This window comes from Acinetobacter sp. YH12039 (assembly GCF_013420015.1).
Classification (GTDB): Bacteria; Pseudomonadota; Gammaproteobacteria; order Pseudomonadales; family Moraxellaceae; genus Acinetobacter; species Acinetobacter amyesii.
Genome location: NZ_VOZA01000013.1, coordinates 40,069 through 62,754, shown reverse-complemented (window position 1 = coordinate 62,754; position 22,686 = coordinate 40,069). Strand labels below are relative to the sequence as shown.

Annotated in this window: 22 protein-coding genes and 1 pseudogene; 22 read left to right on the top strand and 1 reads right to left on the bottom strand. The window is 36.8% G+C overall.

Annotated features, from left to right (window positions below):
* The first annotated feature begins 5 nt into the window (after nucleotides 1-5).
* The 16 genes from FTT98_RS07895 (at nucleotide 6) to FTT98_RS07820 (ending at nucleotide 16,216) form a co-directional block, all read left to right on the top strand.
* On the top strand, nucleotides 6-1,124 hold the full coding sequence (locus tag FTT98_RS07895) for a glycosyltransferase (protein ID WP_180041226.1): 1,119 nt from the start codon (nucleotides 6-8) through the stop codon (nucleotides 1,122-1,124).
* A complete protein-coding gene (locus tag FTT98_RS07890) occupies nucleotides 1,121-2,215 on the top strand; it encodes a glycosyltransferase (RefSeq protein WP_180041228.1) in 1,095 nt (364 codons plus the stop codon). Before FTT98_RS07895 ends, FTT98_RS07890 begins: the two co-directional genes overlap by 4 nt.
* On the top strand, nucleotides 2,212-3,351 hold the full coding sequence (locus FTT98_RS07885) for a glycosyltransferase family 4 protein (protein ID WP_180041230.1): 1,140 nt from the start codon (nucleotides 2,212-2,214) through the stop codon (nucleotides 3,349-3,351). Before FTT98_RS07890 ends, FTT98_RS07885 begins: the two co-directional genes overlap by 4 nt.
* A gap of 32 nt (nucleotides 3,352-3,383) precedes the next feature.
* Nucleotides 3,384-3,923 carry a serine O-acetyltransferase gene (locus FTT98_RS07880; RefSeq protein ID WP_180003610.1) on the top strand — a complete coding sequence of 180 codons (540 nt, stop codon included), beginning with the start codon at nucleotides 3,384-3,386 and terminating at the stop codon, nucleotides 3,921-3,923.
* Nucleotides 3,924-4,076: 153 nt separating this feature from the next.
* Nucleotides 4,077-4,685, top strand: a complete 609-nt coding sequence (locus tag FTT98_RS07875; RefSeq protein ID WP_180041232.1) for a sugar transferase — start codon at nucleotides 4,077-4,079, stop codon at nucleotides 4,683-4,685.
* Nucleotides 4,678-5,337, top strand: coding sequence for an acetyltransferase (locus FTT98_RS07870; protein WP_180041234.1), 660 nt, complete (start codon nucleotides 4,678-4,680; stop codon nucleotides 5,335-5,337). The genes FTT98_RS07875 and FTT98_RS07870 overlap by 8 nt, the downstream gene beginning before the upstream one ends.
* A 19-nt stretch (nucleotides 5,338-5,356) precedes the next feature.
* A complete protein-coding gene (locus tag FTT98_RS07865; RefSeq protein WP_180041236.1) occupies nucleotides 5,357-6,526 on the top strand; it encodes a DegT/DnrJ/EryC1/StrS aminotransferase family protein in 1,170 nt (389 codons plus the stop codon).
* A gap of 61 nt (nucleotides 6,527-6,587) precedes the next feature.
* Nucleotides 6,588-8,447: a nucleoside-diphosphate sugar epimerase/dehydratase gene (locus FTT98_RS07860; protein ID WP_180041238.1), complete on the top strand. Its 1,860-nt coding sequence runs from the start codon at nucleotides 6,588-6,590 to the stop codon at nucleotides 8,445-8,447.
* Nucleotides 8,448-8,551: 104 nt separating this feature from the next.
* The gene (gene rfbB / locus FTT98_RS07855) at nucleotides 8,552-9,610 is read left to right on the top strand and encodes a dTDP-glucose 4,6-dehydratase (protein ID WP_180041240.1); all 1,059 of its coding nucleotides are present in this window, start codon (nucleotides 8,552-8,554) and stop codon (nucleotides 9,608-9,610) included.
* Complete coding sequence (rfbA, locus tag FTT98_RS07850; RefSeq protein ID WP_180041242.1) at nucleotides 9,610-10,482, top strand: glucose-1-phosphate thymidylyltransferase RfbA; 873 nt, start codon at nucleotides 9,610-9,612, stop codon at nucleotides 10,480-10,482. The genes rfbB and rfbA overlap by 1 nt, the downstream gene beginning before the upstream one ends.
* Before the next feature lies 1 nt (nucleotide 10,483).
* Nucleotides 10,484-11,335 carry a WxcM-like domain-containing protein gene (locus FTT98_RS07845; protein ID WP_180041244.1) on the top strand — a complete coding sequence of 284 codons (852 nt, stop codon included), beginning with the start codon at nucleotides 10,484-10,486 and terminating at the stop codon, nucleotides 11,333-11,335.
* A gap of 2 nt (nucleotides 11,336-11,337) precedes the next feature.
* Nucleotides 11,338-12,453, top strand: a complete 1,116-nt coding sequence (locus FTT98_RS07840) for a DegT/DnrJ/EryC1/StrS aminotransferase family protein (RefSeq protein WP_180041246.1) — start codon at nucleotides 11,338-11,340, stop codon at nucleotides 12,451-12,453.
* A 1-nt stretch (nucleotide 12,454) separates the two neighbouring features.
* Complete coding sequence (locus FTT98_RS07835; protein WP_180041248.1) at nucleotides 12,455-13,711, top strand: O-antigen translocase; 1,257 nt, start codon at nucleotides 12,455-12,457, stop codon at nucleotides 13,709-13,711.
* 1 nt (nucleotide 13,712) lies between these two features.
* Nucleotides 13,713-14,666, top strand: a complete 954-nt coding sequence (locus tag FTT98_RS07830; protein ID WP_180041250.1) for a glycosyltransferase family 2 protein — start codon at nucleotides 13,713-13,715, stop codon at nucleotides 14,664-14,666.
* Nucleotides 14,663-15,553: a glycosyltransferase gene (locus FTT98_RS07825; RefSeq protein ID WP_180041252.1), complete on the top strand. Its 891-nt coding sequence runs from the start codon at nucleotides 14,663-14,665 to the stop codon at nucleotides 15,551-15,553. Before FTT98_RS07830 ends, FTT98_RS07825 begins: the two co-directional genes overlap by 4 nt.
* Nucleotides 15,554-15,562: 9 nt before the next feature.
* Nucleotides 15,563-16,216 (top strand): glycosyltransferase family 32 protein, encoded by a 654-nt coding sequence (locus FTT98_RS07820; RefSeq protein WP_180177238.1) that lies wholly within the window; start codon nucleotides 15,563-15,565, stop codon nucleotides 16,214-16,216.
* 295 nt (nucleotides 16,217-16,511) lie between these two features.
* Here the strand turns inward: FTT98_RS07820 and FTT98_RS07815 are convergent.
* A pseudogene (locus tag FTT98_RS07815) lies at nucleotides 16,512-16,635 on the bottom strand (IS1 family transposase); the annotation flags it as partial.
* Nucleotides 16,636-17,121: 486 nt separating this feature from the next.
* Between FTT98_RS07815 and FTT98_RS07810 the strand changes: the two are divergent.
* From FTT98_RS07810 to FTT98_RS07785, 6 genes are read left to right on the top strand one after another with little or no spacing between them, the layout of a single operon-like run.
* Nucleotides 17,122-18,207 (top strand): EpsG family protein, encoded by a 1,086-nt coding sequence (locus FTT98_RS07810; protein ID WP_180177237.1) that lies wholly within the window; start codon nucleotides 17,122-17,124, stop codon nucleotides 18,205-18,207.
* Nucleotides 18,208-18,219: 12 nt separating this feature from the next.
* Nucleotides 18,220-19,038, top strand: a complete 819-nt coding sequence (locus FTT98_RS07805; RefSeq protein ID WP_180177236.1) for a beta-1,6-N-acetylglucosaminyltransferase — start codon at nucleotides 18,220-18,222, stop codon at nucleotides 19,036-19,038.
* Nucleotide 19,039: 1 nt separating this feature from the next.
* The gene (locus tag FTT98_RS07800; RefSeq protein ID WP_180177235.1) at nucleotides 19,040-19,867 is read left to right on the top strand and encodes a glycosyltransferase; all 828 of its coding nucleotides are present in this window, start codon (nucleotides 19,040-19,042) and stop codon (nucleotides 19,865-19,867) included.
* A 19-nt stretch (nucleotides 19,868-19,886) separates the two neighbouring features.
* A complete protein-coding gene (locus tag FTT98_RS07795; RefSeq protein ID WP_180177234.1) occupies nucleotides 19,887-20,510 on the top strand; it encodes a sugar transferase in 624 nt (207 codons plus the stop codon).
* A gap of 34 nt (nucleotides 20,511-20,544) precedes the next feature.
* A complete protein-coding gene (gene galU, locus FTT98_RS07790) occupies nucleotides 20,545-21,420 on the top strand; it encodes a UTP--glucose-1-phosphate uridylyltransferase GalU (protein WP_180177233.1) in 876 nt (291 codons plus the stop codon).
* Between the two features lie 12 nt (nucleotides 21,421-21,432).
* The gene (locus FTT98_RS07785; RefSeq protein ID WP_180041263.1) at nucleotides 21,433-22,686 is read left to right on the top strand and encodes a nucleotide sugar dehydrogenase; all 1,254 of its coding nucleotides are present in this window, start codon (nucleotides 21,433-21,435) and stop codon (nucleotides 22,684-22,686) included.

Below are 22,686 nucleotides of genomic sequence, written 5' to 3'. Positions count from 1 at the left end.
TGCATATGTTGAATAAAGTCATGTTCTTTTTGCCGAGCTTGGGCGGTGGCGGTGCAGAACGTACAGTCATTCAACTCGCCAACAGCTTTGCGGAACAAGGTCTAAATATTCATTTGGGCGTGTGTAATGTCACAGGTGATAAAGCCAAACTCTTGCCTGAAGTCAGCCCGAAAATTCAATTGGTGAATTTTAATTGCGGTCGGGTGATGAATAGCATCACGCCTTTAAAAATAAAAATGAAAGCTGAGCAATACGACTGCTTAGTCGCAACACAAACCCACACCAATATTGTGGCAGGTATTGCGAAAAAACTCGCAGGTGTTAAAACGCGATTAATCTTCCGTGAAGTATCTACGCCGTCCAAAAACTTAAAATTGCAAGGTCTTGCCAAATTTTTGCTGAAAACTTTGGTGAATTGGACTTATCCCATGGCACAGCAAGTGGTCTGTGTTTCCAAAGGGGTTGAAGCCGATTTTCGTGAATATTATGGCTATAAAAATAATAATCTGAGCACCATTTATAACCCTGTACTGGATGATACCTATTTTGAAAAACTGAAAGTATCTGTCACACATCGCTTTTTTAATAATGACAATAAAGTGATTTTGGCGGTAGGTCGCCTGACTGAAGCAAAAAACTTTGGTTTTCTGATTCGCTCTTTTAAAGCCTTGCATGATCAGCATCCTGAAACCCGATTATTGATTTTAGGTGAGGGTGAATTGCGTGCAGAGTTTGAAGTTCTAGTTGCCGACTTGGGTTTAAAAGACGTGGTGGATTTGCCGGGCTTTGATGCCAATCCATACGCTTATTTTAAATATGCATCGCTATTTGTTTTAAGCTCGAATTGGGAAGGCTTGCCGGGTGTACTTATTCAAGCCTTAGCCTCTAAAGTGAAAGTGGTGAGTACCAACTGTCCAAGTGGACCAATGGAAATTCTAGAAAACTCTAAGTTTGGTTTATTGGTTGAATGTAATGATCAGGCAGGTTTAACCCAAGCGATGCAGCAAGCGATATTTGCAGATTATGTGCAATATCAAGATGCTGATTTTGAATCACATATTCAGCAGTTTCATAAGCAAACCGTGCTCAAGCAGTATTTGCGAATGATGGAGTCGGCGGCATGAGCAAACCTTTGATGGTACATGTGATCACCAACTTTGCAGGCGTGGGTGGTGCCGAAATGATGTTGGCACGCTTAATTCAGCAAACTGAACATGACTATCAGCACGTGATCATTGCACTGATGAAAACTTCCAAGGTGTATCAAAGTACTTTAGAGCGTTGTCAGTCGCATTATGCGCTCGGTTGGAATGGTTTAAATACGCTGAGTACGGTGAGTCAGCTGCGCGCATTACTCAAAAATCTACAGCCCGCAACGGTGCAATGCTGGATGTACCATGCCAATGCATTGACCAGTCTGAGTGTTATTGGTTTAGCGAAAAAACCAAAGGTCGTATGGGGTATTCATCATTCTCTTGCTTCTCCTAAAGATGAATCAATCAGCACCAAGATTGCCTTGGGCATAAGCAAAATACTGTCACAGCAACCTAGTGCTATTATTTATTGTGCGCATTCGTCTATGCAGCAGCATCAGGCCTTCGGCTTTAAAAATGGCAATAGCCAAGTGATTGCCAATGGCGTATTTCTCGATAAGTTTCAGCCTAATCCCCAATTGCATGAACCAACCGTGATTGGTTTTGCAGGGCGTTACCATACGGCCAAAGGCTATCCCTATTTGTTTGAAGCTATGGGTTTGCTGAAAGATAAAAACATCATCTTTAAAATTGCAGGCAGCGGTGCAAGCCTAGAGAATCATGAAGTGAAAACTATGTTCGAGCAGTATCAGCTAGATGCTCAAAAAGTGTATTTGCTTGATCAAATCTCAGATATGCCTGCTTTTTATCAATCGATTGATGCATTCCTCATGACTTCAATTACCGAAGGTTTTCCGAATGTTTTGGTGGAAGCGATGGCATCAGGGGTGCCATGTATTAGTACCAATGTTGGCGATGCTAAATACATTGTGCAGGACTTAGGTGCAATTGTACCGCCACGCAATGCACAAGCTTTGGCAGATGCAATTTTGGTGTATGTGCAAAAAACAGAAGCAGAAAAACACGCTTTAAAACAAGCAACGCGTGAACGGGTTGAACAGAATTTCAGTATCGAAACGGTCAGCAGTCAATATATGCAGGTGTGGAGCCAACAGGCATGAAGTTTTTAATGATATGCAGTTATTTGCCCTCTGCACTGAACTTCCGTGGCAAGCTGTTAGAAGCGATTGCAAATCAAGGCTATGAGATTCACATCATGGCACCTGAGCTGAGTACGTTCCCTGACGAATATCAACAGTTGCAGTCGCTCGGATACACCGTACATGATATTCCCATGCAGCGCACAGGCACCAATCCACTGGCAGATTTAAAACTGTTAAAACATCTTTATCAGCAAATCCGTCAAATTCAGCCTGACTATGTGCTGTCTTATACCATTAAACCAGTCATTTACGGCACGCTGGCTGGATGGCTTGCAAAAGTACCACATCGTTTTGCTTTAATTACCGGTCTAGGTTATGCCTTCCAAAATGTAGAATCGGGCAAACGCAGTCTGTTTCAAAAACTGGTGCATGGTTTATATGCACAGGCTTTAAAACATAGCGACAAAGTCTTTTTCCAAAATCCGGATGATCTCAAATTATTTCAAGAGATGCATTTGCTTGATGCCGAAAAGCCGACGGTGGTGGTGAATGGTTCGGGTGTCAATGTACAAGACTTTGATGTATTGCCTTTACCGCAAAATGATGCGGGGATAGTCAAAGCTTCATTCTTACTGATTGCACGTTTGCTTGGTGATAAAGGCGTACGTGAATATGCCGAAGCCGCGCGGATCATCAAAGCAAAACACCCAGCAACAGAGTTTCATTTGGTCGGTTGGATTGATGATAATCCATCAGCTATTTCTAAAGCCGAACTTGATGAATGGATTGCCGATGGTCGCCTCAACTATTGGGGTAAACTGAGTGATGTACGTCCTGCAATTGCGGAAAGCTCGGTCTACGTGTTGCCCTCCTACCGTGAAGGCACGCCACGTACGGTATTAGAGGCGATGGCTATGGGACGGGCGATTATTACCACCGATGCACCAGGTTGTCGTGAAACGGTATCGCACGGTGTGAATGGTTATTTGGTCGGAGTGAAGTCTGTAGATGATTTGGTGCAATGCATGCAATACTTTATTGAAGATCCAAAACTGATTGAGTATATGGGACAGCGTTCGCGAGAAATTGCGCTGAATAAATATGATGTGCATCAAGTGAATAAGCATTTGCTGGCTGAAATGGGTATCCATTAAAGGCGATTCACCCAATTTAAGAGGCGATCCAGATGACTTTAAAATATATAAAAAGTGATTTATACCGTTATACGGGCAATCTTGGTTTTAAATCATTTTTGAAAACTTATTTTTTCAATCGTGGTTTTAATTTTTCATTTTGGCTGCGTTTGGCCAGTGCAAAATCATTTTGGGCAAAGTTGGCTTATCCCATTTATTATTATAAAAAAAAGCAGTACGGCATAGATATTCATACCACAACTCAAATTGGATATGGTCTGTTTATTGGTCATGGCGGGCCGCTGGTTGTTAACCCTACGACTGTGCTTGGCAATAATGTAAATTTATCGCAATTTACAACGATTGGTGCCAATGGCGGCCGTCAAGCAGCAGAAATTGGTGACAATGTTTATATTGGGCCAAATGTCTGCATTATTGAGCATGTAAAAATTGGCAATAATGCCACTATCGGTGCGGGCAGCGTTGTGACGAAAGACATTCCTGAAAATGCAACTGCGGTAGGAAACTACGCGAAGGTGATCAGCATGAATAACCCGGGTCATGCAGTCAATCGTCGTTGGACCGATCTCTAAACGACTATATTTTCGGGATCTTTTGGAATGGGCACTACTTGAGTCCCTTTGACGGTTGAAATATTTTACAAATCTGATGGTCTCGAACAGGGTATAATCATTGCTAGAAATGGATACCATTTCCCCATCTTCATCTAATCTTAAGAGTGAACCATGTTAAAGCGCTTATTGGATATTGTGATCGCATCATCTGCGCTGGTGCTGCTGTCTCCTGTTTATGCTTTGGTGGCTCATAAGGTGAAAAAGAATTTAGGTTCGCCAGTGCTATTTCGTCAGGTGCGTCCGGGCTTACATGGCAAACCATTTGAAATGATTAAGTTCCGCACTATGAAAGATGCGCTGGATGCTGAGGGCAACCCATTACCCGACAGTGAACGTCTCACCCCATTTGGTAAAATGCTCCGTGCCACCAGTCTCGATGAAATGCCTGAATTGTGGAACGTGATTAAAGGTGACATGAGTATTGTTGGTCCACGTCCATTACTGATGGAATATCTACCTTTATATAATAGCGAGCAAGCCAAACGTCACAACGTGCGTCCGGGTATCACGGGTTATGCGCAAGTGAATGGTCGCAATGCCATTTCATGGGAAAAGAAATTCGAACTCGATACATGGTATGTTGAAAACCAATCATTGTGGCTCGATTTTAAAATCATGCTGAAAACCATAAAAAAAGTGATTGCCAAAGATGATATCAGCGCGGAAGGTGAGGCAACCATGAGCAAATTTACCGGCTCTGCGGAACATAAAAATGACTAAACTGTTTGCGATTTATGGGGCATCGGGCTGTGGGCGTAGTCTCATGCCGGTGGCACGGCAGCAATTAGCCCGTGAACAAGACAGTTCTGAAATTGTCTTTATTGATGATGCCTTAACAGAGATGGGTGAGGTGAATGGTCATCGTGCCATGAATTATTCAGCATTTTTAAATGAATCAGCATCAAGAAAATACGTGCAAATTGCGATTGCCAATAGTCGTGTACGCGAAAAAATTGCCCAGCGTTTAGAAGTGGATGGTATTCAGCTTTGGTCAATCTGTGCTGACAACGTCATTTTCATGGATGAAGTACAAATTGCAGAAGGTTCAGCACTCAGTCCATTTGTCACCATTACCTCCAATATTAAAATCGGAAAATGCTTCCACGCCAATTTATATAGCTATGTCGAGCATGATTGTGTGATTGGGGATTTCGTTACCTTTGCGCCAGGCGTAAAATGCAACGGTAATATTCATATTCACGACCATGCTTATATTGGCGCAGGGGCCATGATTAAGCAAGGCACCCCCGATCAGCCTTTGGTGATTGGTAAAGGCGCGATTGTCGGTATGGGCGCCGTAGTCACCAAAAGTGTCCCTGCGGGCGCAACAGTGGTGGGTAATCCTGCGCGGATTGTCACGACTTCACAGTAATACGTTTTAGGAAAATTCCATGTTAAACAGTGCATTTGAGCCTTGGCCAAGCTTTACCCAAGCAGAAGCCGATGCGGTGTCAAAAGTTCTTTTGTCCAATAAAGTGAATTATTGGACAGGGCAGGAATGCCGTGAATTTGAAAAGGAATTTGCACAGTTTGCAGGAACCAAGCATGCAGTTGCCGTAGCCAATGGCACCGTGGCACTCGATTTAGCCCTAAAAGCCCTCGGCATCGGTGCAGGGAATGATGTGATTGTCACTTCACGTACCTTCTTGGCTTCAGCAAGTTCGATTGTGACTGCAGGTGCTAATCCGATTTTTGCTGATGTGGAACTCGATTCACAAAACATCTCACGTCGTACTATTGAAGCGGTGCTTACACCGAATACCAAAGCGATTATTTGTGTGCATTTGGCGGGTTGGATGTGTGATATGGATCCAATCATGCAATTGGCAGAGGAGAAAGGCATCTTCGTGATTGAGGATTGTGCTCAAGCGCATGGTGCGATGTATAAAGGTAAATCCGCAGGTTCAATTGGTCATATTGGTGCATGGTCGTTTTGCCAAGACAAGATTATGACCACTGGCGGTGAAGGCGGTATGGTCACCACCAATGATGAAAGTCTGTGGAAAAAAATGTGGTCGTATAAAGATCACGGTAAAAACTTTGATAGCGTGTATAACAAGCAACATCCACCGGGCTTCCGTTGGTTACACGACTCATTTGGCACCAACTGGCGCATGATGGAAATGCAAGCCGTGATTGGTCGCCTGCAACTCAAACAAATGCCTGAATGGACGGCAAAACGTAATGCCAATATGGCGCTTATCCAAGCGGCATTTGAAAATAGTCCGTATTTTACTGTAGTAAAACCGTCTGTTGAATATGTGCATGCAGCCTATAAATGCTATGTGCAAGTGAATACTTCAGCCTTGCCTGTAGACTGGTCGCGTGACCGAATCATGGCAGAAATCAATGCATTGAATGTGCCTTGTTTTAGCGGCTCGTGTTCAGAAGTGTATTTAGAAAAAGCATTTGATGGTACGCCTTGGCGTCCTGCGCAGTCTTTACCGCAAGCTAAACAGCTAGGTGCAACAAGCTTAATGTTCCTTGTACACCCAACCTTGTCCGAGCACAGCCTACAAAAAACCGTGGATGCGATCCAAGCGGTGATCGCAAAAATCTAAACCTGAAAAGAGCGTATAATATGCGCTCTCATTCGCTTTATTGACCCTATTTGAGCATCTTGTGAAAGACTTTATCCGTTCTATAGCATCATTACCGCGTCGCCAAAAACAAATCGTTTTGGTGCTGATGGATATTTGTGTTTTACCGTTAATGATGTGGCTTGCTTATGCCATACGTTTGGCGCGTCCCAATGTACAGGTCATGCAAGGACTGGATGCTTGGTATATTTATGTCGGTATTTTTGGCATTGCTATTTTTGCTTTGCTCGGAATTTACCGCGCAATTGTGCGTTCATTTAATGAAGACTATCTGCTGCGAATTTTAATCGGGACATTTATTCAAATCGTGGCCTTATACACGATCAAAAAATTGAATGTTGCATTTATTCCCATGAGTATTCCGCTCATGTATGGCTTTATGCTGTTTTCATACATGTGGTGGAGCCGTGCAGTCATTCGCTACGCTACTCTTAAAACTTTTGCCAAAAAGCAAAGCCGTAAACGTGTGGCAATTTATGGCGCAGGGCTGGCAGGACAACAAATTGCAGCAGCTTTAAACCGCTCAGATGATTATTTGCCCGTGTGTTTTATTGACGATAAGCGCTCCTTACAAGGTCAGTCACTGAGTGGTTTAAAAATTTATTCACCCAAAAAAGCGCAAGCAAAACTTGGAAAATTTGGCATTGAAGAAGTATTACTTGCCATGCCTTCCGTTGGTCGTGCACGGAAAAAAGAGATTATTGAGTCTTTTGATTCAGCAGATGTCAAAATTATGGAACTGCCAGGGGTAACGCAACTGGTGGATGGGCAAGTCCAAGTTTCAGATATCCGTGAAGTGGATATTATTGACTTATTAGGCCGTGATCCTGTACCGCCGAAACCTGAACTGTTAGAAAAAAATATTAAACATAAAGTGGTCATGGTGACAGGGGCGGGCGGTTCGATCGGCTCTGAGTTATGTCGTCAGATTGTGAAGCATCAGCCTAAAATGTTAGTGCTGTTTGAAATGTCTGAATTTGCTTTGTATTCAATTGATCGTGAATTGCAGGCTTCTGATATACAAATTATTCCAGTGCTAGGTTCTGTCACCAATCAGCAAAAATTAGAACGTATTATTCAAGAGTACAAAGTGCAAACAGTTTATCACGCCGCAGCTTATAAACATGTACCACTTGTTGAAGCAAACCCATTTGAAGGTATTTATAATACGTCCATTGGCACACAGCGTAGTGTAGATGCAGCGGTGAATCAAAATGTTGAAACTTTTGTTTTAATTTCAACCGATAAAGCGGTACGTCCAACCAATGTGATGGGGGCGTCTAAACGCATGGCAGAATTGTATTGTCAGGGCCTAGCGTCGACGAATCCAAAAACGCAAATTAGTATTGTACGCTTTGGCAATGTACTTGGTTCGTCAGGTTCTGTCGTCCCTTTGTTTAAAAAGCAGATTGCTCAAGGCGGGCCTGTTACAGTAACGCACCCAGAAGTCACGCGTTATTTTATGACGATTCCTGAGGCAGCTCAGCTTGTGATTCAGGCAGGTGCGATGGGGACTGGCGGTGATGTATTTCTGCTTGATATGGGTGAACCAGTCAAAATTATAGATTTGGCAAAACAAATGATTCGTTTGAGTGGTTTTCGAGCAATCGATGAAAATGGTATAGGTGATATTGAGATACAATTTACAGGTCTACGTCCGGGTGAAAAGTTATATGAAGAGTTGTTAATTGATGCTGAAAATGTAAAAAAAACGGATCATGAACGGATATTAAAGTCTTATGAAAAATATTATGGATATTTAGAGGTTGCTGAAATATTTATACAGCTTAAAAGTTACAAGCATCGTGATGATTTAAATGAATTATTTACGATACTAAAAAAATATGTGGATGGTTATTGCTCAGCATCTATAGATAAGTAATTTTAATAGTAGTATTAAAATTTAATTTAACTGGATGATATAATTAAGGATAACAAAATTAAAGCTATACCTTAATACAGTGAATTTTAAAATTTAGGATATTTATGAAGATTATAGTAACAGGTGGAGCAGGTTTTATTGGTTCTGCCGTGATTCGACATATTATTAATCATACTAATAATGAAGTATTAAATATTGATAAGCTGACTTATGCTGGCAATTTAGAATCTTTAGAAAGTATTGCTGATAGTGAGCGTTATCAGTTTTCTCAAACTGATATTTGCGATCGTATTGCATTAGATCAAATCTTTGAAAGTTTTCAACCAGATGCTGTGATGCATTTGGCAGCAGAGTCCCATGTAGATCGCTCAATTACAGGTTCGGCTGCATTTATTGAAACCAATATTATTGGTACATATCACTTGCTGGAAGCTACCCGTCATTATTGGAACGGTTTAAATCAAAATAAAAAACAAGCATTTCGTTTTCACCATATTTCAACAGATGAGGTTTATGGTGACTTAGAAGGTACAGATGACTTGTTCCTGGAGACAACACCCTATGCTCCGAGTTCGCCATATTCGGCAAGTAAGGCCAGTTCAGATCATTTAGTTCGAGCTTGGCATCGAACTTATGGACTACCAACAATGATTACCAATTGTTCAAATAATTATGGTCCTTATCATTTCCCTGAAAAATTGATTCCTTTAGTGATTTTGAATGCTTTAGAAGGTAAGGCACTTCCAATTTATGGTAAAGGTGATCAAATTCGCGATTGGTTATATGTAGAAGACCACGCTAGAGCATTATATAAAGTGGTGACTGAAGGCATTGTGGGAGAGACGTACAACATTGGTGGACACAATGAAAAACAAAACATTGAAGTCGTAAAAAAGATTTGTAAGATTTTAGATGAGTTAAAGCCCCAGTCGAATGGACAAGCTTATGATTCACTGATCACATTTGTACAAGATCGCCCTGGTCATGATTTGCGATATGCCATTGATGCAACAAAAATTGGCCATGAATTAGGCTGGAAACCTGAAGAAACGTTTGATACAGGTATTCGAAAAACAGTTGAATGGTATTTGAATAATTTAGAGTGGTGTCGTCGTGTTCAAGATGGCAGTTACCAACGTGAAAGATTAGGTGTGAATGCATAATGAATACAAAAGGTATTATTCTCGCAGGTGGATCGGGTACACGTTTATACCCAATTACAAAGGGTGTATCTAAACAACTACTCCCAATTTACGACAAGCCAATGATTTATTATCCAATTTCTGTACTTATGTTGGCAGGCATTCAGGATATTCTGATTATTACGACAGCTGAGGATAAAGAGAGCTTTGAACGCCTGCTTGGTGATGGTTCACAGTTTGGTGTTCGTTTGCAGTATGCCATTCAACCTAGTCCGGATGGGTTGGCTCAAGCGTTTATTATCGGCGAAGAATTTATTGGTGATAGCAATGTGTGCTTGGTACTTGGCGATAATATTTTCTATGGTCAGGGCTTTACACCAATGCTGAAGCAGGCTGTAGCTCGCCAAAAAGGCGCTACAGTTTTTGGCTATCAAGTAAAAGACCCTGAGCGTTTTGGTGTAGTTGAGTTTGATGAGCATAAACGCGCAATTTCATTAGAAGAAAAACCTAAGCAACCAAAATCAAATTTTGCAGTGACAGGTTTATATTTTTATGACAATGATGTGATTCAAATTGCAAAAGAAGTTAAACCTTCAGAGCGTGGCGAATTAGAAATTACGACAGTGAACCAAATGTATTTGGAGAGGGGTGACTTAAGTGTTGAGCTATTGGGTCGAGGCTTTGCATGGCTCGATACAGGTACACATGCAAGTTTGCTTGAAGCAGCACAATTTGTAGAGACCTTAGAAAAACGCCAAGGTTATAAAGTAGCTTGTCTTGAAGAAATTGCTTTTAATCAAGGTTGGTTGAGTAAAGAGCAAGTGTTAAAAATTGGGCAAAGCATGAGTAAAAATGACTATGGTCAATATTTGATTTCTTTGGTAGCTGAATAAGATGAGTCTTGTAGAATTAATTGACTTACCGAACTTTGGTGATGACCGTGGTGGGTTAGTGGCTATTGAGTCCAATCAGTCCATTCCCTTTGAAGTTAAGCGTTTATATTATATTTTTAATACAGTAGATAAACCTCGTGGATTTCATGCTCATATTGATCTCAAACAAGTTGCAATATGTTTAAAAGGTAGTTGCAGATTTATTCTGGAAAATGGCTCTAATAAAGAAGAAGTTATTTTAGATAACCCGACCCAAGGTTTGGTTATTGAAGGATTGATCTGGCGGGAAATGCATGATTTTTCTGAGGACTGTGTTCTACTTGTTTTGGCAAGTGAGCATTTTACTGAATCTGATTATATTCGTGATTATCAAGAATTTTTAAAAGAAGTACATAAACCTTTTATTCATCCTTTATCAGACGTGAAATCCCAAAGAATTGGACAGAAAACCAAAGTTTGGCAGTTTAGCGTCATTCTACAGCATGCTGTAATTGGTGAAAATTGTAATATTTGTGCGCATACTCTCATTGAAAATGATGTCATCGTTGGTAACAATGTCACCATAAAATCAGGCGTCTATGTATGGGATGGGATCACACTAGAAGATAACGTCTTTATTGGCCCATCTGTTACGTTTACAAATGATAAAAAACCCCGTTCAAAGCAGTATCCAGAAGAGTTTTCTCAAACGATTGTTGAAAAGGGTGCGAGCATTGGGGCCAATGCCACCATTTTACCTGGAATTCGTATTGGCCAAAATGCACTGATTGGTGCTGGTGCTGTGGTGACTAAAGATGTTCCCGCAAATGCAATAGTGATAGGCAACCCTGCAATAATTAAAGGTTATATATAAGAATGATTACCTTTTTAGATTTAAAAAATATTAATCAGCAGTATCGTGAAGAGTTAATTACGGCTTGCACGAGAGTTATTGATTCTGGGTGGTATATTGGTGGAAATGAGCTAGAACAGTTTGAACAAAATTTTGCAAACTATTGCGGGGTTAAATTTGCAATTGGCGTGGCCAATGGTTTAGATGCATTAATTTTAACCTTACGTGCTTGGAAAGAGCTGGGTAAGCTTCATGATGGTGATGAAGTGATTGTTCCTTCAAATACCTATATTGCTAGTATTCTTGCGATTACAGCAAATAACTTGACTGCAATTTTAGTTGAGCCAAATATTTCTACCTACAATATTGATCCTATAAAAATAAAAGAAGCAATAACGACTAAAACTAAAGTGATTTTACCTGTCCATTTATATGGTCAATTGGCAGAAATGCCAGAAATTATGCAAATTGCTAAACAATACAATTTATTGGTTTTAGAAGACTCCGCACAAAGTCATGGGGCACAAATACAAGGTAAAAAAGCAGGAAACTGGGGCGATGCTTCAGGTTTTAGTTTTTATCCTGGAAAAAATTTAGGTGCATTGGGTGATGCAGGTGCAGTTACTACGAATGATGCAGAATTAGCGAACATGTTAAAAGCATTGCGTAACTATGGCTCGCATGAAAAGTATAAAAATTTAGTTCCAGGTGTGAATAGTCGACTAGATGAAATTCAAGCAGCGATGCTTGATGTCAAATTAAAACATTTAGATGCAGAAGTGAAACATCGTCGTACAATTGCAAAAATGTATCTTGAGGGGATTAAAAACCCTGAATTGAGCTTGCCTTTGTCTGATATAGATGTGTCTCAATATGACCAACATGTTTGGCATTTATTTGTCGTTCGTTCAAGAAATCGAGAAGCATTACAGCAATATTTAGCAGAAAATGGCGTACAAACGTTAATCCATTATCCAATTCCCCCACACAAGCAACAGGCTTATAAAGAATGGAATAATTTGAGTTATCCGATCTCCGAGAAGATTCATGATGAAGTAATAAGCTTACCTATGGGGCCAACGCTGAGTTTGGAAGATGTAGAAAAAGTAATTCAGCTTTGTAATAGTTTTAACGCCTAAAATGAATTTGCTTAAGACCAGTGTGCTAAATGGAGTGGCTGTTTTAATCAAAACAGCCACAATGTTTTTATTGAATAAAATATTAGCCGTATACGTCGGACCTGCTGGTTATGCTGCTATTGGTCAATTCCAAAATTTTATTCAAATGATAACAACCTTTGCTGGAAGTGCAATTAATACCGCTATAATAAAATATACAGCTGAATATCATGAAGAAAAAACAAAGCAAATAGAAGTTTGGCGAACCTCAGGGACTTTAATCCTAATTTTTAGTACAGTTTCAGCGCTATTGATTTTGATTTTTAAAAATCAGATAGCCATTTATATTTTTCATTCTAATGAATACTCTAAAGTATTAGTTTGGTTTGCAATTTTTCTAGTATTTTTTACGTTCAACTCTTTCTTTTTGGCAATTCTGAATGGCGTAAAAGAAGTAAAAAAGATGGTGGTAGCTAATATTGCGGGGAGTATCTTTTCACTTATTATCACAAGCCTCTTAGCGATTTATTATCAGTTATATGGCGCATTGATCGCACTGTCAATTTATCAATCACTCGCTTTTTTAGTAACGATGTTTTTATGCTCTAAGTTGGAGTGGTTTAATCTAAAAAGTTTTTTTGGGAAAGTCGAGAAGAATATAGCTAAGAAGTTAGCAGCATTTGCATTAATGGCTTTTGTAAGTGTGTTTTTTGGCAATATTGCACAAATATTGCTTAGAAACATGGTTATTGAGCAATTTGGTTTAGTTTATGCAGGGTATTGGGATGCAATGACAAGATTAAGTAATGGTTACTTGTTATTTGCCTCTACGATCCTCGGTGTGTATTACCTACCTAGACTGTCTGAACTAAAAAAATATGAAGAGGTTAAAAAGGAAGTGTTTTTAGGTTATCAGGTTATTTTACCTGTTGCGATTATATCGTCTATTCTCATTTATCTTTTTAAAGAAATAGTTGTTAAGTTTTTGTTTACAGATGAATTTATGCCAATGCTTGAATTGTTAACATGGCAGTTAGTTGGTGATGTGACTAAAATTGCAAGTTGGATTATTAGCTTCATGATGCTAAGTAAAGCGATGACGGGGTTGTTTGTTATTACAGAAACAGTGTTTGCTCTAAGTATACTTCCAATAACTTACTTATCGATTTTATATTTTGGCTTTGAAGGTATTGCAATTGCATTTTTTATAAATTGTTTGATGTACTGGCTAGTATGCGGTTTATTTTCAAACATTAAACTTAAGAGTATGGAGTATTAATGTGAATCAATTATGTTCAATCATTATTCCAGTCTATAATGAAGAGAAAAATATTGAGAAATGTTTTGATGTTATTCAAAGTCAAACTTATAAAGCTATAGAAGCTATTTTTGTAAATGATGGTTCTACGGATAACTCTAAGAATATAATTGTTCAGATTGCTGCGAAATATCCAGATCTAAAAATTAGACTAATAAATCAGGAAAATCAAGGGGCTGCTAGCGCTAGAAAGAACGGTGTGATGCACGCATCAGGAAATTTTATTGCAATACTGGATTGTGATGATGAGCTTTCTAAAGATGCTATAAACGAAGCCATGACTAATTTCAATACTGAAGTAGACATAGTTCTTTTCAACTTGAAGTATAAAAGTGAAGTTAATGGAGAGGTAGTTTTAAATGATTTTATCTATTATACGAGTAAATCATTTTTTTGTGGTCGGGATGCACTAAAGAACTCCTTAGAAAGGTGGGGAGTACATGGGCTAGGAGTATATAGAAAAGATATTTTAATGTGTGCATACATAGATTATGAAGAAAAGAATACCAAAAACTATATAAATAATGATGAGGTGATAACACGTTTAGCATTCTATTATTCGCGTCTCATAAAAGTTTCAGATGGTATATATTTTTATAATAATAATCTACAGTCTACCACTAAGAGAATTAATAAAGAATTATATAAGAAAATTTTTAATTCAATAATTTTGTATAAAATACTTTCCTCGAAAGATAAAAGTGAGGTAAGTCCTGCAGTTATTATTGTATATGCATGGGAAGCAGGAAAATATTTATTTTTTAACCGTAAATCGCTGAAGAATATCGAAAATTGGAAGTCCGCAATTAGCGATGCAACTAAATTTATTTGGAGAAATAGTTTATTTGGTGATTTGAGTTCAAAACGTAGAATTCAGTTTCTAATATTAGTGATAATGAGGTATTTTGTACAGTGAGTAATTTTCCGTTAGTTTCTATTATTATTCCTTGTTATAACCACGAACAATTTGTTCGAGACAGCATTCAAAGTGTGATTGACCAGACTTATCAAAATATTGAGCTCATTATTATTGATGATGGTTCTAAAGATAGTTCTGTTGAAATTATTGAAAAAATGCTCCCTGCTTGTGAGCAACGTTTCGTTCGATTTGAGTTTAGAAATCGCCCTAATCAAGGATTGAGCGCAACTTTAAATGAATCTATTGCTTGGAGTAAAGGTAAATATTTTGCAGCATTGGCTTCAGATGATATTATTTTAAAAAATAAAATTAACTTGCAGGTCAAATATATGGAAGAAAATCCAAAAACTACAGCAGTTTTTGGTAGTGCAAATTATATTGATGAAAATAATAATATTAAAAAATTAGATAAATTGAAGCAGCAAGAATATGCTTTTGATAAAATATTTTTGAATGAATGTCAATTCTATGCACCAACTCAGCTAATGAGAAAGTCGACTTTAGATGAAGTCGGTGGCTATAATCCTGATATATTGGTTGAGGACTGGTATATGTGGTTGAAAATGGCAGAGAAAGGAAGTGTGTATTGTTTATCAGACACATTTGCAAATTATAGAATACACTCCAATAATACCACCAAGAACTCTAAATTTATTTATGATAACAATATGAAGACGCTGAGTTTTTATAAAGGACATAATTTATATGATAAAGCATATAGCAAGCTAAGATGGACTTATATCGTTTGGACAGGGCAGCAGAATAAAGCTTTATCCTTAAAGCTTTTATTGGAATATATAATGGAAAATCCTTCAGTAATTTTTAATAGAGGGTTTCTGGTTTACTGCAAATATTTTTTTGTGAAAATGAAAGATTGGTTTTAGGAGGTATATATGATACCTAAAGTGATTCATTTTTGTTGGTTTGGTGATCAAGAAAAATCAGCATTAATCCAAGCATGCATCTTAAGTTGGAAAAAATATTTGCCAGATTGGGAAATTAAAGAGTGGAATGAATTGAACTCTCCTATTGACCACCCATTTGTAAAAAAAGCATTACAAGATAAAAAATATGCTTTTGCAGCTGACTATGTTCGTTGTTATGCACTTTATGAATATGGTGGAGTTTATTTAGATACGGACATGGAAATAATTCGGGATTTAAGTCCTTTGTTGATATATGACTTTTTTTCTGCTTATGAAGATTCAGACAAGAGTAAGGTGAGTTGTGGCGCTATTGGATCACTCAAGGGAAATATTTTGATGTATAAAATGTTAAAATATTATGATCAAAATAGTACGATGTATATTGCAATGCCTCAAATTTTAGGAAAAATTTACAATGATTCAAAGTTTTCTAACTTTAAAATATTAAAATCAGATTCATTTTATCCTTATAATCCATTTGATGAATCAAAGCCGGTAAAACAGCTTATGTTTAATCAAATCGTAGATGAAACATATGGCATACATCATTGGGGATATTCTTGGAAGTTTTCATTTTTTGATAGAGTTATTAACAAAATAAAAAAAATACTATTTCAGTAATGAGTATTGACGATTAGTAAAATAAATAGAAATTTATTTTACTAATTCTCTTGGCTTTTATTATCGGAGTGAGGGCTGATATACCAGATTTTGCTGTATATTGTCGATTATTTAAGATGGTGTAAATGATTGTTTTGTTGAAGAATATGTAGCTGATTTTAATAAGAAAGTTGCTGCTCTTAATATTATTGATCGTTCTGCTATTTATAGGAGTATAAGTAAATATGATTTTTCATAATTTTAAAAAAAATGGGAAACTTTGTTGCTGGGTGGTGTTTCAAAAAATATGCTGCCATTAAATGAAACCATTATTCATGTAAAAGAAGGGTTAGGTCGAAGGCTTTTAAATGGTTTTCAAGCTTTTTTGAAAAATTACAGCTCTTTCTAAAACTGCGCCTAATTCGATGTCTTATTCTGCAATGGCTTTGTTGCATAAATACATAAAACACTGATTTTATTATGTTTTAATTTAGGTTGAATTTTAATCAAAACCTTTAAAATCATATAATTATGCAATTTTTATGCAACAAAGCCAAGCCAAGTCAATGAGATGCATGCACGTGTGGCAGTATTAAATAAATTTATGGAGTTGGGCCGACCTCACACCCAAGTTGTCACTTAAATTTGGATAACTTGGGGAAAGTTTAGCTTTTGAATGTTTGTGCAACAAAGCCATATTAAATTGAAAAAATATTTTAATATTTATATCCTTTTAAAGGATAATTTTTAATGATTTATTTGAAATCTATGCGTTAAATATGTCATATTGGCTAACTCAAAACCATATGTTTTGTGTTTGTGATTGATTTTTAGGTTGTGTAGTGATGGAGTGAATAAGCTGTTATTTGCTTTAGTTTTTATCTTCTCATGAGCTGCGAATTTTTTCTGTAAATAGGAGATAGCAAATGATGTATATCTTAATTTTTATATTTATTACAACATATTTATATTTTTCAGAAAGAATAAGATCAAGCAGCTTTTTAGCACAGTTAACGATATGGCTTCCCGCTTTTTTAGTCTTTTTTATTCCTATGGCTATTCAGGATAGTGTGGGTACAGACTATAAAGCTTATAAGTCAATGTACTATGATAATGACTTTTCTCTATATTTAATTAAGGGCGAATTTTTTTTAATAAAGGTTATTGAATTAGCAAAAATTTTAGGTGATCCTCAATTTATATTTGTAATTTTTTCATTTTTGATATCACTTTCTTTTTTTTATAGTTTATTTTTATTACGAAATCTAGGTTTTAGTCCTTGGTTGATTTTTTTGCTTTATTTTTTAGTTACAGGTCTCTATCAGACATCTTTTAATGTTCTTCGACAGTCTTTGGTTTTTAGCTTTTTAATATTATTAATATATTGGGTTGTCAAGAGAGAAAATTTTAAATTTTTCGTCAGTCTCTTTTTATTAGGTTTTATTCATAAGACGGCATATCTTTACTTAGTTTTATTTGTTTTTTTTAAAAAGATACCATCTAAAAAATATATCTTTTACATTTTTTTAGGCTCTATGTTTTTTTATGCCTTATTTAATCAAAAGCTTTTAATTTCCTATATTTTAAATGTACCTTTGATTTCTAGTTTGACAGGGAATTATACTTATTATATTGATACTGATTTTTTTGATGCTGGTAAAATTTCATCTATTTTACCTAAATTATATTATACTCCTTTGTTTTTTTGTTTTTGGTTTTTTTATCTTCGTAGTAAAAAAGTAGATGTTTTTTTTGATTTTTTAATATTTATTTGGTCTTTAACATATTTTATGTTCTTTCAAATGCTATATATAGAAATTTATTTTAGATTGTGGAATATGTTTAGTTTTTTATGTATTTTCCCTATATATTATATTTTTCAAGTATTGTATCGAAAAAATATATGGCTTTTGGGTATTTTGGTTCTGTATTTATTTGTCCCATTTTTTATTAAAGTTTTTATATTTCCTAGTGCAGAGTATAAATATAATTATATTCAGTACTTGTTTTAATTAGGTGTTTTTATGGGAAAAAAATGTTTTTTGATTTTATTGCATAAAAAAAATGATGCTCTATTAGGTACTTGTCTGGAAAATAGAGATACAAATTTTTATATCCATGTTGATTTTAAGTCAAATTTTTGTGAAATATCTGAGAGTTTTAAGGATTTTAGTAATGTCTTTTTTATAGAAAATAGAGTTGATGTTAAATGGGCTGGTTTTTCAATGATACAGGCTACGCTAAACTTAATTCATTATGCACTTGAACATGATCCAACAAATGAATACTTTCATTTGATTAGTGGTGATGATGTTATTCTTGATAAAAAATTAAGTTGGAATAATTCAGATATATTTATTGAATGTAACGAGTCTTCAGAACATCGATACAGAATGCGTTTTGATACCCCTCATGCAGATACAAAATATCAAAGAACATTATTAGGTAAAGCATTAACTCAATTCTATAAGAAAATGGATAAAATATTGCCGACTCGTGAGAAATTTTATTTTGGGAGTCAATGGTTTTCAATTCGTAGAAATGAATTACAGATTTTGATGAAATCCATAACTGAAACAGACTTAAATTTTTTTAGAAAAAAATTGTGCCCTGATGAACATTTTTTCCAATATCTAATTGCTAAAAATAAAATGCTAGGTAAAGTTGCAGATTGTGGTAATAAGCGATTTATTAAATTTGATCCTAACTTTCAACGAGGATCTAGCCCAATATTTTTAAACTCAGAGCAATTAATACATGCTCAAAAGCAAAATTATTGGTTTGCTAGAAAAGTTGAACAGCAAGAAATGCAAAAATTTTATCTAAATTCTAATGAAGAGTAATATGAATTTTTCAGTTTTATTATCTTTATACCATAAAGAAAACCTTTTAGCTTTAGAGCAATGTTTTCAAAGTATTTGGAAAGACCAAACGATTCAACCCAATGAGATAATTTTAGTTTTAGATGGTCCAATTGGTGAAGAACTAAGTCAATGTGTCAAAAAATGGCAACAAATAATTGGAAAACCTTTAAACGTGATTCCATTAAGCCAAAATGTTGGGCTGGGTAAAGCATTAAACAAAGGGCTAGAACATTGTTCAAATGAATGGGTTTTTAGAATGGATACAGATGATATCTGTAAACCTGATCGCTTTGAAAAACAAATTCAATTTATTCGGCATAATCCTAATGTTGTACTTTTTGGAGGACAAATACTTGAATTTGATCAGACTCCGGATGATTCAGCAGTTATCAAAAGTGTGCCAACAACACACGATGATATAAAAGAATTTGCTCAAAAACGCTGTCCATTTAACCATATGACTGTGGCATACAAAAAAAGTGTGATTACAGAATTGGGTGGTTACCAACACCATTTGTTCATGGAAGACTATAATTTATGGCTTAGAGTTATAGGAAAAGGTTATGAAGTGGCAAACTTATCAGATATTATTCTTTATGCAAGAGTTGGTAACGGCATGCATGCGCGTCGCAAAGGTTTAGAATATATTAAAAGTGAAAAACAATTATTAAAATTGAAAAAAGACCTTAAGTTACAGCGACCAATACATGCTAATATACTCTTTTTAATACGATCTACTTTTAGGCTTTTGCCTAGTTCTTTATTAGGCAAAATTTATAATAGTTTACTTCGAAAAAAAGTTCATTAATAGAGTGGTAGTTTTAGTAATGAAACGTTTAGTTGATATTGTCATCTCACTAATAGCTTTAGTCCTTCTATCTCCAATTTTTTGCGTAGTGGCTTTTAAAGTTCGTAAAAATTTAGGTTCTCCGATCTTTTTCCTGCAAGAGCGTCCAGGTAAAGATGGCAAACTTTTTAAAATGATCAAGTTTCGTTCCATGAAAGATGCCTTGGATAAAGATGGAAATCCATTGCCAGATGAAGATCGGATTACACCATTTGGTCAGAAGCTACGCTCTACTAGTCTAGATGAAATGCCACAGCTCATTAATGTATTAAAAGGGGACATGAGTATTGTTGGTCCACGCCCAATGCTCAAAGACTTTGTTAAATTATATTCACCCGAACAGGCGCGACGTTTAAATGTTCGTCCTGGTATGACCGGTTTAGCGCAAGTCAGTGGTCGTAATGAGCTAGACTATGAAGAACGTTTTAAATGCGACGTCTGGTATGTCGATCATCATAATACTCTAGTTGATTTTAAAATTATGTTTAAAACTGTCGGTGTAATGACGAGAAGAGAAGGTATTAATGCTCCAGGTCATGTGGGGCCATCTTTGTTTAAAGGTAATGACTCGACAGATAATGTAGATGAAGTAAAATCGTCTTAACATAAATTTTTTAAATTTAGTCAGCAGAAATTTAATGATCAAAAAAGCCATTCTTCCAGTCGCAGGCCTCGGGACACGTTTTTTACCTGCCAGTAAATCTATTCCTAAAGAAATGGTGACAGTGGTTGACCGTCCGGCCATTGAATATGTAGTCAAAGAAGCGGTTGCTGCAGGGATTGAACAGATTATCTTGGTGACCCATTCTTCAAAAGCCTCAATTGAAAATTACTTTGACCGTAATTTTGAGCTGGAAACCACTCTAGAACATAAAAATAAATTTGATTTACTCAAAGAAATTACCGAAATTTTACCGCCACATGTCAGTGTAATCAGTGTACGTCAACCACAGCCACTTGGTTTAGGTCATGCAGTTTTATGTGCCAAATCTGTTGTGGGGAATGATGATTTTGCTGTGCTATTGCCAGATGTTTTAGTCAAAGATCCATCAGACCAAAACGATCTGAGTCTCATGATTCAACGTTTTGATGAAACCAATGCATCACAGATTATGGTCGAAGCTGTACCTGATCATTTGGTGGATCAATATGGCATTGTAGATGTTGCTTCTACACCTGCAGAAGGGCATAGCATCGTCATGCAAGGCATTGTGGAAAAACCGGCAGTCGGAACTGCGCCATCCAATTTATCGGTAGTTGGCCGTTATATTTTGCCTGCCAAGATTATGCGATTATTGGAAAAAACACCTAAAGGTGCAGGTAATGAAATTCAGTTGACGGATGCTATTGCTATGCTGCAAGCGACCGATACGGTTGAAGCCTATCGCATGAAAGGTCAAACTTTTGATTGCGGCAGTAAACTGGGCTATCTCAAAGCAGTTTTACATTATGGTGTAGACCATCCAAAATTAGGTGAGGAATTTAAAGCGCTGATCAAAGAACTAAAACTATAAAAAGAGATTGATATGAAGGTTGCAGTATTTGGACAAACACTTTTTTCAGGTGTATTTGCTGCTTTGCTAGCAGAATGCGGTCATCACGTTTTTTGGTATGAACCACTGAAAACGTATGAAAGCGAACAAATGTATATGCAAGATGAAGCTGTAAAAAATCTACTCAACAAACAACAAAGTAGTTTTTTAAAATACTGCGACTTTAATGATATTCCATTAGATGCAGATGCCTATTTCTTCAGTTTTAACCCTGCCGAAGAAGAGCAATGTATCGAAATTCTCAAGGTAATCAAGCAACGCCCCATTATTCACCCCAAACTGATGATTAATGCGTCTACTCTAGGACTGCATGGGACAGAAAAATTTGCAAAAATTTTGCATGAAGATGAGTGGGTCTATTTACCCGACATGATTCAGGAAGGAAACGCTTTACAAAGCTTTGCCCAAGCCAAGCAGTTGATTGTTGGGGCTGCATCGGATGTTGCTCAAATTAAAATTAAGGAACTCTTACGCCCTTTATTCCCACGTCAGCAGCAATATTTATTTATGCCCATTTTAGATGCTGAATTTACCAAGTTGAGTATCTCTGGCATGTTGGCGACACGAATTAGTTATATCAATGACTTGGCAATGGTTGCTGAGAAATTAGGCATTGATATTGAGTCAGTTCGTCAGGGGATGGCTGCGGATAATCGTATTGGAGGATCTTATCTCTATCCGGGGGCAGGCTTTGGTGGAGAAAACTTTTCACATGATATTCAGACCCTAACGCATACGGTGTCAGGTGTGGGCGCAAATAGCCAGCTCCTTGCTCAAGTTTGGGATATTAATGAGCAGCAAAAAGAAGTTTTATTCCGCAAATTGTGGAATTATTATCATGGTGATTTAAAAGGGAAAACTGTTGCGATATGGGGTGCTGCATTTAAAGAAAAAACGTCTAGTACGAAACAATCTCCTATTCATGCCATGTTGGCAGCACTATGGGCTCAAGGTGTAAAAGTTAAATTACACGACCCTCAAGCCTTGGAAGAAATTAAAAAAATATATGGTGAGCGACCTGATCTTATATATTGCATAGAGCAATATGAGGCAGTGCAAGATGCACATGCTTTGTGTTTATTGACTGCATGGAAACAATATTGGAGTCCAAATTATACCGAATTGCTTAAAACCATGCAGCATCCGCTTATTTTGGATGGGCGCAATATTTATGATCCAGCATATGTGAAGTCTCAAGGTTTTGTATATATGGGGGTAGGACGTTAA

What these genes read in the sequence shown, in the direction of transcription:
- FTT98_RS07895 (WP_180041226.1), top strand. Translation starts at nt 6, where the DNA reads ATGTTGAATAAAGTCATGTTCTTTTTGCCGAGCTTGGGCGGTGGCGGT.
- FTT98_RS07890 (WP_180041228.1), top strand. Translation starts at nt 1,121, where the DNA reads ATGAGCAAACCTTTGATGGTACATGTGATCACCAACTTTGCAGGCGTG.
- FTT98_RS07885 (WP_180041230.1), top strand. Translation starts at nt 2,212, where the DNA reads ATGAAGTTTTTAATGATATGCAGTTATTTGCCCTCTGCACTGAACTTC.
- FTT98_RS07880 (WP_180003610.1), top strand. Translation starts at nt 3,384, where the DNA reads ATGACTTTAAAATATATAAAAAGTGATTTATACCGTTATACGGGCAAT.
- FTT98_RS07875 (WP_180041232.1), top strand. Translation starts at nt 4,077, where the DNA reads ATGTTAAAGCGCTTATTGGATATTGTGATCGCATCATCTGCGCTGGTG.
- FTT98_RS07870 (WP_180041234.1), top strand. Translation starts at nt 4,678, where the DNA reads ATGACTAAACTGTTTGCGATTTATGGGGCATCGGGCTGTGGGCGTAGT.
- FTT98_RS07865 (WP_180041236.1), top strand. Translation starts at nt 5,357, where the DNA reads ATGTTAAACAGTGCATTTGAGCCTTGGCCAAGCTTTACCCAAGCAGAA.
- rfbB (WP_180041240.1), top strand. Translation starts at nt 8,552, where the DNA reads ATGAAGATTATAGTAACAGGTGGAGCAGGTTTTATTGGTTCTGCCGTG.
- rfbA (WP_180041242.1), top strand. Translation starts at nt 9,610, where the DNA reads ATGAATACAAAAGGTATTATTCTCGCAGGTGGATCGGGTACACGTTTA.
- FTT98_RS07845 (WP_180041244.1), top strand. Translation starts at nt 10,484, where the DNA reads ATGAGTCTTGTAGAATTAATTGACTTACCGAACTTTGGTGATGACCGT.
- FTT98_RS07840 (WP_180041246.1), top strand. Translation starts at nt 11,338, where the DNA reads ATGATTACCTTTTTAGATTTAAAAAATATTAATCAGCAGTATCGTGAA.
- FTT98_RS07835 (WP_180041248.1), top strand. Translation starts at nt 12,455, where the DNA reads ATGAATTTGCTTAAGACCAGTGTGCTAAATGGAGTGGCTGTTTTAATC.
- FTT98_RS07820 (WP_180177238.1), top strand. Translation starts at nt 15,563, where the DNA reads ATGATACCTAAAGTGATTCATTTTTGTTGGTTTGGTGATCAAGAAAAA.
- FTT98_RS07810 (WP_180177237.1), top strand. Translation starts at nt 17,122, where the DNA reads ATGATGTATATCTTAATTTTTATATTTATTACAACATATTTATATTTT.
- FTT98_RS07805 (WP_180177236.1), top strand. Translation starts at nt 18,220, where the DNA reads ATGGGAAAAAAATGTTTTTTGATTTTATTGCATAAAAAAAATGATGCT.
- FTT98_RS07800 (WP_180177235.1), top strand. Translation starts at nt 19,040, where the DNA reads ATGAATTTTTCAGTTTTATTATCTTTATACCATAAAGAAAACCTTTTA.
- FTT98_RS07795 (WP_180177234.1), top strand. Translation starts at nt 19,887, where the DNA reads ATGAAACGTTTAGTTGATATTGTCATCTCACTAATAGCTTTAGTCCTT.
- galU (WP_180177233.1), top strand. Translation starts at nt 20,545, where the DNA reads ATGATCAAAAAAGCCATTCTTCCAGTCGCAGGCCTCGGGACACGTTTT.
- FTT98_RS07785 (WP_180041263.1), top strand. Translation starts at nt 21,433, where the DNA reads ATGAAGGTTGCAGTATTTGGACAAACACTTTTTTCAGGTGTATTTGCT.